This window comes from Streptomyces sp. NPDC048415, assembly GCF_040651675.1.
In the GTDB taxonomy this organism is placed as follows: Bacteria; Actinomycetota; Actinomycetes; order Streptomycetales; family Streptomycetaceae; genus Streptomyces.
Window position 1 is genome coordinate 15864 of sequence record NZ_JBEZKJ010000022.1, and the last position, 13422, is coordinate 29285.

The following is a 13422-nucleotide window of genomic DNA, read 5'->3' on the forward strand; positions in this document are numbered from 1 at the left end:
GGCATGGATCTTGGACTGAAGGACCGTGTGTACGTCGTCACGGGAGCCACCCGTGGCCTGGGCAGCGCCGCCGCGCGAGAACTCGTCGGCGACGGCGCGAAGGTGATCGTCACCGGGCGCGCCGAGAAGAGCGCCGCCGACGCCGCGTCCGCGCTGGGCCCGAACGCGGTCGGGGTCGCCGCCGACAACGCCGACCCCGAAACCGCGGGACGGCTGATCGCCGCCGCACGTGAGCACTTCGGCGGCTTCGACGGCATCCTGATCAGCGTCGGCGGCCCGCCGCCCGGGTTCGTCGCCGACAACACGGACGAGCAGTGGACGGCCGCGTTCGAGTCGGTCTTCCTGGGCGCGGTGCGGCTGGCCCGCGCGGCCGCCGCGGAGCTCGGCGAGGGCGGTGTCATCGGCTTCGTGCTCTCCGGCTCGGTGCACGAGCCGATCCCCGGGCTGACCATCTCCAACGCTCTGCGGCCCGGCCTCGCGGGATTCGCCAAGTCCCTCGCGGACGAGCTGGGCCCGCGCGGCATCCGCGTCGTCGGCCTGCTCCCGTCCCGCATCGACACCGACCGCGTCCGCGAACTCGACGGCCTCTCCGCCGACCCGGAGGCCACCCGCGCGGCCAACGAGTCCCGCATTCCGCTGCGCCGCTACGGCACCCCGCAGGAGTTCGGCCGCACCGCCGCGTTTCTGCTCTCCCCGGCGGCCTCGTACCTCACCGGCATCATGGTGCCGGTGGACGGCGGGATGCGGCACGGGTTCTGATCCCGGGCCGTCAACTCACCCGCTCGGCACGGTGCTTGACCCCGCGGAGGCGTACCTCCGCGGGGAGCGCGGCGAGGCCCGCCGAGTCCCGCGCGTGCGCGAGCGCCTCCGCCGTCAGCAGGTGCAGCGCGTGGCCGGGGTCCACATGCGGTTCCAGCAGCAGCCGCACCCGCGCCTCGGGCGTGCTGCGCCGGCCGGTCAGCAGGACCTGGGCCTGTTCGACGCCGTCCAACTGCGTCGACTCGGCGGCCAGTACGCCCTCCAGGGCCCGCCCGCGCAGCAGGGCGCCCTCGCCGTCGCCGGTGTCGACGAGCACCTCGGCGAGCCGGCGGCGCCGCAGTACGGCCGCCAGCCACCACAGGGCGAGCAGCACGAGGGCCGCGAGGACGACGATGACGGTCGGCCACCACCAGCCGTCGCCCCGCCAACGGGTCCGCTCGGCGTCGCTGAGCAGTACGTCGTGCCGCCCGTCGTGGATCCACCACGAGGGCGGACGCACACCGAGCCCGACGGCGAGCACGGAGCCGCCGAGGACGACCAGCACGAGACCGATGACCCCGATCAGTGCGCGGTTGACGATCCGGAGCACCGGCCTCACCCCTTCCGTCCCGGGCGCCTGACATGCACCGAAAGCGCGGGCGGCCGGGCGAGCCCCAGCCCCCTGATGCCGTCGGCGAGTGTGGCGTCCAAGTCGGCGCGCACGTCGTCGAGTTCACGGAAGTGCGAGACCGCGCGGACATCGACCCTCTTGCGTCCCACACGGACCCGGACCGACTGCGTTCCGGCGACCTCCATGGCCCGGTCGCGCAGCGCCAACGCCGCGGCGCCGCGGTGCAGCCCCGCCCGCACGTCGGCGTGGACGCGCCGCATCGGCAGCACGTCCCGCAGCCCGGGTGTGGTGGCCAGGACGATCAGCCAGATTCCGAGGGCGGCCGCGACTCCCGCGCCGATGAGCACCCAGGTGTCGTCGAGGGGCCGCTCGCTGAGCTGCCGGGCCAGCGCTCGGCGCCAGCGCATGGCGGGCCGATGGGCGCGCACGGCCGCGATGTCGTACAGGAAGGCGCCCGCGCCGACGAGCAGCAGCACGGCGAGGATGCCCGCGGACACCCGGCGGGCGGACCAGAACCGGCCCTGGCCGCCGTCCTCGTCCTCGACGGTGTGCAGCGGTTCATAGGCCGCCGCGGAGGCGGACTGTCCCAGCGCGCTCCCGTCCGCCTTTTCCATGACGGGCATGCGCTGGGTGCTCTCGGAGCCCTGGGGCTCGCTCATTGCGTCCTCCCCTGTGCCGCGCCGGGCGCCTGCGCCAGGTGCAGGCGTTCCACCTGGACGGCCACCTCCGGCACTTCCATCCCCGCCAACTCCTCTACCCGCTCGGCGACATGACGACGCACGGCATTGCACTGGCGGCCGATGTCGCAGGGGTAGCCGAGTTCGAGGCTGACACGGACGCGGGCGCTCTCGTGGTGCACGGTGACCGTCGCGTGCGGGGGCCCGGCGTCCCGGGGCGGCGCCTGAAGCACTTCCCGCGCCGCCTGTGCGGCGATCTTCGCGATGACCCGGTCGGCGATCCGGGTCGCGCCCCGCTCGGCCGCCGCGACGGCCGTCACGGGACGCCGTGTCTCGCCGATCCGGTCGACGTGCGGGGGCACGCCTCACCGCCGCCGGTCGTCGCGGGTGCGGAAGAAGTCGCCGAGGTCCAGATCCCCTTCGAGGAACCGCCCCACGACGAAACCGACGGCACCCAGGGCGGCCACCAGGAGGAAGGCGCCGAAACCCCCGAAGTAGCCGGCGAAGCCCAGCGCCATTCCGGCGATCATGCCGATCACGGCCAAGCTCATGTGCGCTCCTCAGCGGTTCTGTGGCCGGGCGTCACTGAAGCCGTGTCTCCGGCTCCTCTTCCTCTTCCTCCGGCAGCTTTACGTCGCTGACGGCGATGTTGACCTCGACGACCTCGAGTCCGGTCATCCGCTCGACGGCCGCGATGACGTTCTCCCGTACGGCGCGGGCGACGTCCCCGATCGACACGCCGTACTCGACGACGATCTCCAGGTCGAGCGCGGTCTGCACCTCGCCGACCTCGGCCTTCACACCCCGCGAGACGGACTTCGTGCCGCCGGGAACCCGGTCGCGCACCGCCCCGAAGGTCCGGCTCAGCCCACTGCCCATCGCGTGCACGCCGAGTACGTCGCGGGCGGCGAGCCCGGCGATCTTCTCCACCACACCGTCGGCGATCGTGGTCCGTCCCCGGGTGGCCGGATCTCCGCCGCCGCGTCGGGTGGTCTTACGGGTCCCCGGCAGCTCCGTGTCCGCGTCGGGGCTCTCCGCGCGGTTCCGCTCCGTCATGTCAGCCATCGGCGTACGTCCTTTCGGTCGTCCCCTCCCCCACAGTAAGCGGGGTTGCGGGGACATGCGCCGGGGATGCGGCAGGCTGGAGCAATGACGGCAGACCGGTGGACGCAAGGGGCACAGCAGCGGCTCGGGCTCGGCAGAGTACTGCCCCTCGGCCTCCCGCACGACGGCGCGTGGATCGCGGAGGGGGCGGCCGACTCGGTTCTGCGGCGCGCGGCGGAACCCGTGCACGGGGTGCGCCTCGGCACGCTCCGGATCTCGCTCGCCGACCCGGACGAGGTGTACGACCCCGCCGTGCCGCCCCCGCCCGGCGCGCTACCGCCCGGTCCCCTGCGCATTCACGCCGAGTTCAAGACCTCGGCCGACCCCACGGCCCCGGGCGCCGAGCCACTCCCGACGACTGCGGCTCGCCTGCGCCTGGCCCTGGCCGCGGCGGCGGCGGAGCGACTGGGCCTGACGGTCACGGAGGTGGACCTGCGGGCCACGGGGTTGGTGGAGGAGGGCGGGGCTCCCGTCGCCGTACGCCCTGACGACGTACGAGAGGCCCCCGATCCGACGGACCCCGACGAGGCACGGGCGGCGACCGCCGCCCTCTCCGTTCCGGGCGTTACCCATCTGACGAACGCCCTGGGCCACCCCGTCCACATCACCGACCTCTCCGGCGGGGAGACGTCCCTGCCGCGCCGCCATGTCCGCGTCGAACTGGCGGTGACGGCGGAGGAGCGGACCGTCGATGTGGCCAGGGCCGTCAGAGCGGCGGTCACGCGCGCACTGCCCGACGGCCCGTCGGTGGCCGTAGTGGTAACCGCCGTTCACTGAAGGAGCGTCCCTATAGGGGCGGGGGCTGTGACATGTGCGGCTCCGGCGCGTGGGCGCAAGCAGCCCCCACGACCCGCAGCCCAAAGACAATCTCAGTCCCCCACCCCGGCGAGGTCCCGAAGCCTCCTAGCCTGCGCGGCACGCTCGGCGACACGCTGCTCCTCGTACGTACGGTCCTGCGCCCCGCGCAAAAGGGCCTTCGTCTCGATGACGGCGTCTCGCGGCGCGGCCAGCAGGGCCGACGCCAAGTCACGGACCGCGTCCTCAAGCTGGCCGCCGGGCACCGCGAGGTTGGCGAGCCCGCTCCGCTCGGCCTCCTCGGCCGACACAAAGCGACCCGTCGCGCAGATTTCGAGTGCGCGGGCGTATCCCACGAGGCTCACCAGCGGATGCGTCCCCGTGAGGTCGGGCACCAGCCCCAGGCTGGTCTCGCGCATGGCGAACTGCACGTCGTCCGCGACGACGCGCAGATCACAGGCGAGCGCGAGCTGGAATCCCGCACCGACGGCATGCCCCTGCACGGCGGCGATGGACACGATGTCGCTGCGCCGCCACCAGGTGAACGCCTCCTGGTACTCGGCGATGGTCCCGTCGAGCTCGGCGTCGGAGCCCCGAGCGAGGTCGATGAACGACGGTTCCCCGTCGAACCCCTCGGGCGTGAACGCCTGTCGGTCGAGCCCCGCGGAGAAGGACTTGCCCTCGGCGCGCAGGACGACCACCCGGACGGAGCCCGGCAGTGACCGTCCGGCTTGCGCCAACGCCCGCCACAGAGCAGGACTTTGGGCGTTGCGCTTGGCCGGGTTGGTCAGCGTCACCGTGGCGATCGCGTCGTCGAGGGTGAGCCGTACGCCGTCCTTGTCGAATACCGGGTCGAGCGAAGCCATGGGGCGCCTCCGATGAATGCGGTCGGATCAGATGCGTACCTCATGAGGAACACGAGGGACACACCTAAGTGACTGCACAGTAACCACCCGGTCGGTCACCCGACCGACCGGGTGGTCACCACCGAAGCCGATGGGGACGCCCGGCCTCAGGCCGAGGCGGCCTTCTTGCCCCGCGTCGCTCCGCCACGCCCTCGGAGCGTGACGCCCGATTCGCTGAGCATCCGGTGCACGAAGCCATACGAGCGGCCGGTTTCTTCGGCCAGCGCCCGGATGCTCGCACCGGAGTCGTACTTCTTCTTCAGGTCTGCCGCGAGCTTGTCGCGCGCGGCGCCGGTCACCCGGCTGCCCTTCTTCAGAGTCTCGGCCACCCGTGCCTCCTCATGGGAAGTGCGCTCTGGACTCTCATGATCACCCCTCCCGGGCCTCATGGCCACCCATTCGGCAAGGTCCGTAAGACAAGGTTTTGACGACAGGAGCCCGTCCCCACGAGTGGAATAACGGGTTCCGGCTGTCGTCGTCCGTGCGCCCGAACGGGTTCTTGCGCGAAGTGCCTGGTCAGCGACGCGAGACGGCCGAGCCCTTGGGAATAAAGGGCTCGGCCGCGAAATCGATGTAGGACACACCTCGGTACGAGGAGATCTCACACAGATGATGGATCACGGATCGGCCGAATGATCCATACGCAGTGGATCAGTCATTCGATCAAGCCCCGCTGACACGCCCGGGGCCCGGGTCTCGGTTTATGCCAGCGCGACCAGATCCGCGTAGTCGGCGCCCCACAGGTCCTCGACGCCGTCCGGCAGCAGGATGATCCGCTCCGGCTGGAGCGCCTCGACGGCGCCCTCGTCGTGGGTGACGAGGACGACGGCGCCCTTGTAGGTGCGCAGCGCGCCGAGGATCTCCTCGCGGCTGGCCGGGTCGAGGTTGTTCGTCGGCTCGTCGAGGAGGAGGACGTTCGCGGAGGAGACCACGAGGGTGGCGAGAGCGAGCCGCGTCTTCTCGCCGCCGGAGAGGACGCCGGCGGGCTTGTCGACGTCGTCGCCGGAGAACAGGAACGAGCCGAGCGTCTTGCGGACCTGGACGAGGTCGAGGTCGGGGGCGGCGGAGCGCATGTTCTCCAGGACCGTGCGCTCGGGGTCGAGGGTCTCGTGCTCCTGCGCGTAGTAGCCGAGCTTGAGGCCGTGGCCCTCGACGACCTCGCCGGTGTCGGGCGTCTCGACGCCGCCGAGGAGGCGGAGGAGGGTCGTCTTCCCGGCGCCGTTCAGGCCCAGGATCACGACGCGGGAGCCCTTGTCGATGGCCAGGTCGACATCGGTGAAGATTTCCAGCGAGCCGTACGACTTCGACAGACCCTCGGCCATGAGCGGGGTCTTGCCGCAGGGCGCGGGCTCGGGGAAGCGCAGTTTGGCGACCTTGTCCGAGACCCGTACCGCGTCGAGCCCGGCGAGCAGCCGGTCGGCGCGCTTGGCCATGTTCTGCGCGGCGACCGTCTTGGTGGCCTTGGCGCGCATCTTGTCGGCCTGCGAGTGCAGCACGGCGGCCTTCTTCTCGGCGTTCTGCCGCTCGCGCTTACGGCGCTTCTCGTCGGCCTCGCGCTGCTGCTGGTAGAGCTTCCAGCCCATGTTGTAGACGTCGATCTGGGCGCGGTTGGCGTCCAGATAGAAGACCTTGTTGACGACCGTCTCGACGAGGTCGACGTCGTGGGAGATCACGATGAAGCCGCCGCGGTACGTCTTCAGGTAGTCGCGCAGCCAGACGATCGAGTCGGCGTCGAGGTGGTTCGTGGGCTCGTCGAGCAGCAGCGTGTCCGCGTCCGAGAAAAGGATGCGGGCCAGCTCGATACGGCGGCGCTGACCACCGGAGAGCGTGTGCAGGGGCTGACCGAGCACCCGGTCCGGCAGGTTGAGCGCGGCGGCGATGGTGGCGGCCTCGGCCTCGGCGGAGTACCCGCCCTTGGTGAGGAACTCCGTCTCCTGGCGCTCGTACTGCCGCATGGCCTTCTCGCGGGTGGCGCCCGAGCCGCCCGCGATGCGCTGCTCGTTCTCGCGCATCTTGCGGATCAGGGTGTCCAGGCCGCGCGCGGAGAGGATGCGGTCACCGGCGAGTATGTCGAGGTCGCCGGTGCGCGGGTCCTGCGGCAGATAGCCGACCTCGCCGGAGCGGGTGACGTTGCCGGCGGCGGGGACGCCCTGGCCTGCGAGGACCTTGGTGAGCGTCGTCTTGCCCGCGCCGTTGCGGCCGACCAGACCGATGCGGTCGCCCTTGGCGATGCGGAAGGTGGCGGACTCGATGAGGAGGCGGGCGCCGGCGCGCAGCTCGATACCGGAGGCGGAGATCACGGACAGACTCCAGGGCAGGGTCGTTGGCGGGATGGACGGCTGAGGACGTTCCCGCCGTCTAGTGCGCGAGGAGAATGGCCATGGGCCAAGTCTAACGGGGTCGTGCAACCACTTTTCCGATGTGCGGGTGTTCGGCACTGTGACGCTCGTTGCCCAGCGGCGTCCGGTCCGGGGTGATCCTGCCCAGGTCGTCCACGGCGATGATCTCGCCGGTCCAGTTGTCGGTGGCGGCACAGGGCTGCGCGATGAGCAGCGCCCTGTGGTGACGCACCGCGCGCGCGGGAGCGAAGGCGCAGCCGAGGCGGGCGGGCAGCACCCAGCGCAGATCGCCGTCAGCGATGCGGTACGCGGCGATGCGCCGCGGGGTGACGACGGCCAGCATGCGGGGGCCGAGGCTGCGCAGCACGCCCGCTCTCCCGTGGGCCGCCAGCCACGGGGCTGCCCCGGGAAGGGCCCGGTGCCAGCGCGCCGCGCTGCCGCCGCCGGGCTCAGTGGCCGTGGCGGTAGCGGTGGCGGTGACCAGTCCGTCGTCCCAGAGCGCGATCGCGTCCCCGCGCGCGTGGAGCACGTCCAGCGGGTGCCGGCCCTTTCGCGCGTACGCCCACAGGGGACGCCCGGTCGCTTGGTCGTACGCCTCGACGGTGATCCCCGTCCTCCGCAGCGCGGGCCGCCGGTCGTGCTCCACGCGCGCGTGGACGGTGAGGTGGTCTCCGTAGGGTGCCGGGCGGACCCGGTGCGCTGCCGCGAGGAGGGGGGCTGCCAGAAGGAGGGCGAGGACGGCGGGCAGGACACGGCGCAGGGCGCGGTGCGGGGCGGGGTCCTGGTGGGGCGCTCGGGGCCCGGGGTCCCGGTGGGGCGCTCGCGGCGGTGTCCTCGGGATGGGTGCGGGCTCGGCGGGCGTGTGCTGGGGGCGTCGGGCGAGGGTGTCCGGGGCCGTCACCTGGATCGGCGGAACGGCCACCGTGCCCCCCTTCGCCACCACAGCCCATGGATCAGGCGCAGAGCTTAGACGCGGGTGGGCGGAAGGGCTCTCGGGACACGGCGGACGGGGTCGAGCGCGTCCCCCGTTCGGACCTCCGTCCGGGCCGCGCTGCTGGGGGCGTATGAGGATGGCGCCACGGAGCGACGTACGGCAGACAGGGATGTGCCATGCAGTTCGACGACGACGCCGACCTGGACACCTCCGAGGTGCAGGATGTGCGCGGCAGTCGAATCCCCGGCGGCAGGGCGACCGTCGGCGGTGGCGTCGCCGGGCTGATCGCCCTTCTCCTCGCGCTGTTCTTCGGAATCGGTCCCGACCAGCTCGGACTGTCCTCCGGCAGTGACCCTCCCGCGGCGAGCGCCTACTCGCTCGCGCAGGTCCAGCAGTCCTGCAAGAAGGGACGGGACGCCAACGCCCAGGAGGACTGCCGCATGGTGGCGGTGGTCAACAGCGTCCAGACCTACTGGACGCAGGAGTTCGCCCGCCGCGGCGGCACCTACACGCGGTCCCCGACGGTCTTCTTCAGCAGCCGGGTCGGCACGGCGTGCGGCACCGCGACGTCCGCCGTCGGGCCCTTCTACTGCCCCGGCGACCGCAAGGTCTATCTGGACCTGGGCTTCTTCGACGAGCTGCGCACCGAGTTCGGCTCCAGCGGCGGACCGTTCGCGCAGGCCTACGTGGTGGCGCACGAGTACGGGCACCATGTGCAGGACCTGATTGGGACGCTGGCCCGGTCCCAGGACGGTGTGACCGGCGCGGACAGCAACTCGGTGAAGGGGGAGCTGCAGGCCGACTGCTACGCGGGTGTGTGGGCGCGGCAGGCGACGACCGCCAGGAACGACGCGACCGGCAAGGCGCTGCTGACCAGTCTCAGGGACGCCGACATCCGCGACGGTCTGGACGCGGCGGCTGCCGTCGGCGACGACCGGGTCCAGGAGAGGTTCCAGGGCCGGGTGACCCCGGAGACCTGGACGCACGGCTCCGCCGAGCAACGGCAGCAGTGGTTCTACCAGGGCTTCACCAGCGGCGACATGGCTCAGTGCAACACGTTCCGCTGAGAGCGACGGCGGGCGGCCCGCGCTCGACGGGCGTTGTCAGTGCCCGGTGCCAGACTGGGCAGCGAATCGGATTCAGGCGGCGAGACGAGAGGGAGTGATCGGCATGGCAGGCTTGGACGGCGGGCGCCCGAGCATCTACCCGACGCTGCTGTACGCGGACGCGAAGGCAGCGGTCAGGCAGCTCACAGAGGCCTTCGGCTTCACCGAACTGTCGGTGTACGAGGGCGAGGACGGCTTGGTGATGCACGCCGAACTGGTGCAGGGCAACGGCGCCGTGATGCTCGGTTCCAAGGGCCGCGGCGGCCGCTTCGACGAGGCGATGAAGGGCGCGGGCCCCTGCGGGGTGTACATCGTCGTGGACGACGTCGACGCACACCACCGGCGGGCCGTGGACCACGGCGCGGAGATCCTGATGCCCCCGACGGACCAGGACTACGGCTCACGGGACTACATGGCCCGGGACATCGAGGGCAACATCTGGAGCTTCGGCACGTACGCCCCGGAGATAGCGGCGTAGGGCCCGTCCGCTCCCCGCTCAGCTGCCCCCGGTGTGCACCTGGAAGGCGGCACGGCGTACGGCCTTGGCGAGGGCCGGGTCCGGATGGGCGGCGGCGAGTGCGACCAGGACCTGCACGGTGCGCGGGTGCCCGACGGCGCGCACCTCGTCGAGGAGCGCGGGCACGGTGGGCTGCACGGCGGACTCGAGGTGCCGTACGAGAAGCGGGGCCTCGCCGTGGTCGGCGACGGCGGCCGCGGTGTCCACCCACAGCCAGGTGGCCTCCTGACGGGTGAGCACCTCGTGGGCGTCCTCGGGGTCGTGACCGTCGTGCTCGGCGAGCCACAGCAGGGCGTAGGGGCGCAGCGAGGTCTCCTCGGCGACGGCGCGCACATCGGGCTCCGCGGGGGCGCCGACCACGCGCAGGGCCTCGAAGGCGAGGCCGCGGGTGAGGGCGTCCTCGCCGCGGGCGGCGTCGATCAGTTCGGTGACGGCGCTGCCCACGGGACGGGCGGCGAGCCAGGCGCGGTACTCGGCGCGGGCCGCGTTCGGGCGCAGCTGGGCGCAGCCGCGGAGCATGTCCTCGGCGGGCTGCTCGATGTTCCCGGCGGGGCTCTGCGCGGCGACGCAGATCTGCTCCAGCTTGACCCAGACCGCCCAGCTGCCCAGCGGGGTGAGGGTGGCCTGGCCGTCGCCGTAGGTGAGGGCACCTACCGAGGCGAGGGCGTGCAGGGCCCAGTCGAGGAGCGGGGCGAGGGGGGCGTCCGCGACCTCGGCGGTCTCCTGGGCCGGCTCCGGCCGGGGGCCGTACGGGATTTCGCAGCGCTCGGTGCGCAGCTCCGTGACGCGCTGTTCGAGGAGGTCGAGGAGTTGCTCCACGGGGACGGGCCCCGCGGAGAGCTGGAGGAAGGAGAGCACCTGAGGCATCGAGGAGACGACCTCGGCGACTGCGGCGGGCTCGCGGTCCGCGGGTTCCGGATAGGCGAGCGACCAGGCGTCGAAGAAGGCGACCCAGCCGCGCAGGACGGCGCTGTCGTCGCGGTTCCAGGCCCGCAGCCGCCAGCCCGGGCGGGCGCTGTCCCCGTGCACCTCGATGAGGCCCGCCAGGCGTGCGGTGTCCCAGTCGGCGCGGACCTGAGCCCGGGTCAGCCCCAGGTCGGCGGCGGCCCGTTCAGCGGTGGCGTCGGAGAGGGCGCCCTTCCCGTCGGGGGCCGCGCCGTCGCGCCCCGGGCGCAGGGCGGCGTCGGCCCAGCGGGCGACACGGGCCGCGTCGGCCAGGCCGGTGCGCGCCATACGGGCCAGTTCCGCGGGCGGCGGTGTGCCCTCGGGAGGCCTCGGTGCGGGGCGGCGCGTGCGGCGCTGGGTCACCGCTCGGGGGGCGGCGGCCAGGGGCCGCGGGCTGACGAGTCGGAGCCTGGAGTCGCGCGGGTTACGGGACGTCACAGGTGCAGTCTTCCGGTTGACAGTCCGAAAACCCAAACGGAATGTCACGGCAGGCGACAGGGGTGGTGGACGCGGAGCCTTCTCGGGGCGCTCGGCAGCTGGGAAGGAGCCCCCGCGAGAGTTGTTCAAGACCGAACCGGAAGCGCGCCCTCGGGTGCGCCGGGGGCCTGGTGCGGCAGGGCGCGCCGGCTTACATGAGGGGGGTGAGGAAGCGGCGCAGGGCCTCTTCGTAGGCCGCCGGGTCGGCGTTCCACATGGCGCCGTGCTGGGCCTGCGGAACGGTGTACAGGGTGACCAGGTTCGGGCGGCGCTCGGCGAGGCGGCGGGAGAGGCCCCAGGGGGCGATGGTGTCGTCCGGGCCGTGCACCACCAGGGTGGGCACCTTGAGGTGGTCGGGGCGTGCGGCGTTCTCGATGCGGTCGCCGTGCAGGCCCGTGCGGCCCTGCGCGGCGCGCACCGCGAGGGGCAGCAGGGCGCTGGGGGTGCCGCGGGCCGTGGCGAGGGCGCGCAGCGTGGTCTCCCAGCTGAGGACGGGCGAGTCCAGGACGAGCCCGGTGATCCGGTCGCGCAGCGCGGAGTGCGCGGCGGCGCGCAGGGCCATGGTGGCGCCGGTGGACCAGCCGAACAGGATGACCCGCTCGGCGCCGTACCGCACGGCGTACCGGATGGCGGCGTCCAGGTCCCGCCACTCGGTCTCGCCGAGGTGGTTCAGGCCGTCCTGGGAGCGGGGTGCGCCGAGGTCGCCCCGGTAGGCGAGGTCGAGTACGGGGAAGTGGCGGCTGTTCAGGAACTCCATGACGTTCATGGGGTGTTCGCGGGTGGTGGCCAGGCCGTGCACGGTGATCACCCAGGTGTCCCGGACCGCGGGCACGAACCAGGCGGGCAGTGTGCCCAGTTCGCCGGGGATGTCCACGTCGGCGTGCTCCAGGCCGAGGGCGGCGCTCGGGTTGCCGATGTGCAGGTTCGGGGTGAACCACACCTTGTCGCCGGGTTCGAGGGCACCGTGGCTGACCCGTTCCAGGCGGCGTACGACCGTGTCGGCGGGGTGCGGAGTGGCGTTCATGACCGGGCCGACGACCGCGTGGGTGCCGTCGCCGGCGAGGCCGTAGATGCCGGGGCGCTGGGATGCCAGGTCCCGGGTGAGGATGATCCCGCCCGCCGTCGTGGCGTGCACGGTGAGCCGGGGCTCGGTGGGCAGTGGCCTGCCGGGCTGCGCCTTCAGCGCGGCGTCGCTCGCGAACCGGCCCGCCGCCACGGAGGCTGCGCCCGCGGCTATGGCTACGGTGACGGCTGCGGCCGTCGCTCTGACAGTGCGCACGGGTTCAGTCTCCCGGGGCAGCCCGCTATCGGCCAGCGGGAGGAGCTTGAATGTTGTCCCCGGCCAGGATCGGGGATTTCCCGGAGAGATCGCGGCGCACCGCAGGATCGCCACGGCGTTCGCCTTCGGCGGGGCGGCTCCCTCTCACCCCGCTCGGGACAAACGCAGCCCCGCCGACCCCGGAACACCGGACCGCACGGCTAAGGCCGCTGGCCGTAGGTGCTCAGACGGGCCCCCGCCTCGTTCACCTGCTGTGTCGACAGCAGCGTGGGGGTCAGGCCCGGGACGGCGGAGGACAGGAGCCAGACGCGGGACATCCATTCCAGTTGGGCGGTGCGGTCGTAGGCCTGGGACAGGGTCGCGCCGTAGGCGATGGTGCCGTGGTTCTGGAGGAGGCAGGCCGTGCGGTCGGCGAGGGCCCGGAGCATGTTCTCGGCCAACTCCGGAGTGCCGTACGTCGCATAAGGGGCAACGCGGACCGGTCCGCCGAGGGCGCCTGCCATGTAGTGGATCAGTGGGAGCTCGGGGACGAGGGTCGAGACGGCCGTCGCGTGCGCGGCGTGGGTGTGGACCACGGCGCGCGCGTCGGTCGCGCGGTAGATCGCGAGATGCATCGGCAGTTCGCTCGTCGGAAGGAGCGAACCGAGCACCCGCCGGCCGTCCAGGTCGACGCCCACGACGTCGTCGGGCGTCAGCCGGTCGTACGGCACTCCCGTGGGCGTGACCAGGACGGTGCCGCCGACGCGTACCGACACATTGCCCGACGTACCGACGACCAGTCCGTCGGCCACCGTCCGGCGGGCCGTCGCGACGAGCTCGTCCCATGCCCGCTCCACCGCGTCCCGCGCGCCCCTTCCGCCCAACTCGCCCCGCTCCCCCGCACCCTGCGCGTCCCCCCGTGCGTCCCGTCCGTCCCGCCGCTGCTCAGCCATGCCGTGATCCTGCCAGGCGCGGACGTCAACGCGCCGCAGGCGA

At 72.6% G+C, this 13422-nt stretch carries 16 protein-coding genes; 4 read left to right on the plus strand and 12 right to left on the minus strand.

Features of this window, described 5'->3' with window-relative positions:
• The first annotated feature begins 3 nt into the window (after positions 1-3).
• Positions 4-759, plus strand: coding sequence for an SDR family oxidoreductase (locus AB0D27_RS16935; RefSeq protein ID WP_362508512.1), 756 nt, complete (start codon positions 4-6; stop codon positions 757-759).
• Positions 760-769: 10 nt separating this feature from the next.
• Here the strand turns inward: AB0D27_RS16935 and amaP are convergent, their stop codons facing one another.
• Genes amaP through AB0D27_RS16960 form a run of 5 tightly spaced genes read right to left on the minus strand, consistent with a single transcriptional unit; the run spans position 770 to position 3111 of the window.
• Positions 770-1348 carry an alkaline shock response membrane anchor protein AmaP gene (amaP, locus tag AB0D27_RS16940; protein WP_362508515.1) on the minus strand — a complete coding sequence of 193 codons (579 nt, stop codon included), beginning with the start codon at positions 1346-1348 and terminating at the stop codon, positions 770-772.
• A 5-nt stretch (positions 1349-1353) separates the two neighbouring features.
• Positions 1354-2028: a DUF6286 domain-containing protein gene (locus tag AB0D27_RS16945; protein ID WP_362508518.1), complete on the minus strand. Its 675-nt coding sequence runs from the start codon at positions 2026-2028 to the stop codon at positions 1354-1356.
• Complete coding sequence (locus tag AB0D27_RS16950; protein WP_362508521.1) at positions 2025-2408, minus strand: hypothetical protein; 384 nt, start codon at positions 2406-2408, stop codon at positions 2025-2027. Before AB0D27_RS16950 ends, AB0D27_RS16945 begins: the two co-directional genes overlap by 4 nt.
• Positions 2409-2411: 3 nt before the next feature.
• The gene (locus tag AB0D27_RS16955; RefSeq protein ID WP_362027959.1) at positions 2412-2597 is read right to left on the minus strand and encodes a hypothetical protein; all 186 of its coding nucleotides are present in this window, start codon (positions 2595-2597) and stop codon (positions 2412-2414) included.
• A 31-nt stretch (positions 2598-2628) separates the two neighbouring features.
• Positions 2629-3111, minus strand: a complete 483-nt coding sequence (locus AB0D27_RS16960; protein ID WP_362508524.1) for an Asp23/Gls24 family envelope stress response protein — start codon at positions 3109-3111, stop codon at positions 2629-2631.
• Positions 3112-3195: 84 nt separating this feature from the next.
• Here AB0D27_RS16960 and AB0D27_RS16965 point away from each other — a divergent pair, with 84 nt between their 5' ends.
• The gene (locus AB0D27_RS16965; protein ID WP_362508527.1) at positions 3196-3927 is read left to right on the plus strand and encodes a nucleopolyhedrovirus P10 family protein; all 732 of its coding nucleotides are present in this window, start codon (positions 3196-3198) and stop codon (positions 3925-3927) included.
• Positions 3928-4019: 92 nt separating this feature from the next.
• Here the strand turns inward: AB0D27_RS16965 and AB0D27_RS16970 are convergent, their stop codons facing one another.
• From AB0D27_RS16970 to AB0D27_RS16985, 4 genes are all read right to left on the minus strand, one after another.
• Positions 4020-4811: an enoyl-CoA hydratase/isomerase family protein gene (locus AB0D27_RS16970; RefSeq protein ID WP_362508529.1), complete on the minus strand. Its 792-nt coding sequence runs from the start codon at positions 4809-4811 to the stop codon at positions 4020-4022.
• 146 nt (positions 4812-4957) lie between these two features.
• Positions 4958-5179 carry a helix-turn-helix domain-containing protein gene (locus AB0D27_RS16975; protein ID WP_006123601.1) on the minus strand — a complete coding sequence of 74 codons (222 nt, stop codon included), beginning with the start codon at positions 5177-5179 and terminating at the stop codon, positions 4958-4960.
• A gap of 372 nt (positions 5180-5551) precedes the next feature.
• On the minus strand, positions 5552-7150 hold the full coding sequence (locus AB0D27_RS16980) for an ABC-F family ATP-binding cassette domain-containing protein (RefSeq protein ID WP_362508532.1): 1599 nt from the start codon (positions 7148-7150) through the stop codon (positions 5552-5554).
• A gap of 91 nt (positions 7151-7241) precedes the next feature.
• Positions 7242-8111, minus strand: a complete 870-nt coding sequence (locus AB0D27_RS16985; RefSeq protein WP_362508535.1) for a hypothetical protein — start codon at positions 8109-8111, stop codon at positions 7242-7244.
• A gap of 188 nt (positions 8112-8299) precedes the next feature.
• On the opposite strand from AB0D27_RS16985, the gene AB0D27_RS16990 reads away from it, so the two are divergent.
• Together AB0D27_RS16990 and AB0D27_RS16995 are read left to right on the plus strand one after the other, a co-directional pair.
• Complete coding sequence (locus tag AB0D27_RS16990) at positions 8300-9190, plus strand: neutral zinc metallopeptidase (RefSeq protein ID WP_362508538.1); 891 nt, start codon at positions 8300-8302, stop codon at positions 9188-9190.
• Positions 9191-9293: 103 nt separating this feature from the next.
• A complete protein-coding gene (locus tag AB0D27_RS16995; protein ID WP_362508541.1) occupies positions 9294-9707 on the plus strand; it encodes a VOC family protein in 414 nt (137 codons plus the stop codon).
• Between the two features lie 18 nt (positions 9708-9725).
• Here AB0D27_RS16995 and AB0D27_RS17000 read toward each other — a convergent pair whose 3' ends face one another.
• From AB0D27_RS17000 to AB0D27_RS17010, 3 genes are all read right to left on the minus strand, one after another.
• Positions 9726-11129: a hypothetical protein gene (locus AB0D27_RS17000; RefSeq protein ID WP_362508544.1), complete on the minus strand. Its 1404-nt coding sequence runs from the start codon at positions 11127-11129 to the stop codon at positions 9726-9728.
• Between the two features lie 190 nt (positions 11130-11319).
• Positions 11320-12447, minus strand: coding sequence for an alpha/beta fold hydrolase (locus AB0D27_RS17005; RefSeq protein WP_362508547.1), 1128 nt, complete (start codon positions 12445-12447; stop codon positions 11320-11322).
• A 200-nt stretch (positions 12448-12647) separates the two neighbouring features.
• Positions 12648-13379 (minus strand): class II aldolase/adducin family protein, encoded by a 732-nt coding sequence (locus tag AB0D27_RS17010; protein WP_362508550.1) that lies wholly within the window; start codon positions 13377-13379, stop codon positions 12648-12650.
• Positions 13380-13422 lie beyond the last annotated feature (43 nt).

Excerpts from the sequence above, each read along its gene's own strand:
- AB0D27_RS16990 (WP_362508538.1), top strand. The coding sequence starts at position 8,300 with ATGCAGTTCGACGACGACGCCGACCTGGACACCTCCGAGGTGCAGGAT.
- AB0D27_RS16970 (WP_362508529.1), bottom strand. The coding sequence starts at position 4,811 with ATGGCTTCGCTCGACCCGGTATTCGACAAGGACGGCGTACGGCTCACC.
- AB0D27_RS16945 (WP_362508518.1), bottom strand. The coding sequence starts at position 2,028 with ATGAGCGAGCCCCAGGGCTCCGAGAGCACCCAGCGCATGCCCGTCATG.
- AB0D27_RS16960 (WP_362508524.1), bottom strand. The coding sequence starts at position 3,111 with ATGGCTGACATGACGGAGCGGAACCGCGCGGAGAGCCCCGACGCGGAC.
- AB0D27_RS16935 (WP_362508512.1), top strand. The coding sequence starts at position 4 with ATGGATCTTGGACTGAAGGACCGTGTGTACGTCGTCACGGGAGCCACC.
- AB0D27_RS16955 (WP_362027959.1), bottom strand. The coding sequence starts at position 2,597 with ATGAGCTTGGCCGTGATCGGCATGATCGCCGGAATGGCGCTGGGCTTC.
- AB0D27_RS16965 (WP_362508527.1), top strand. The coding sequence starts at position 3,196 with ATGACGGCAGACCGGTGGACGCAAGGGGCACAGCAGCGGCTCGGGCTC.
- AB0D27_RS17010 (WP_362508550.1), bottom strand. The coding sequence starts at position 13,379 with ATGGCTGAGCAGCGGCGGGACGGACGGGACGCACGGGGGGACGCGCAG.
- AB0D27_RS16995 (WP_362508541.1), top strand. The coding sequence starts at position 9,294 with ATGGCAGGCTTGGACGGCGGGCGCCCGAGCATCTACCCGACGCTGCTG.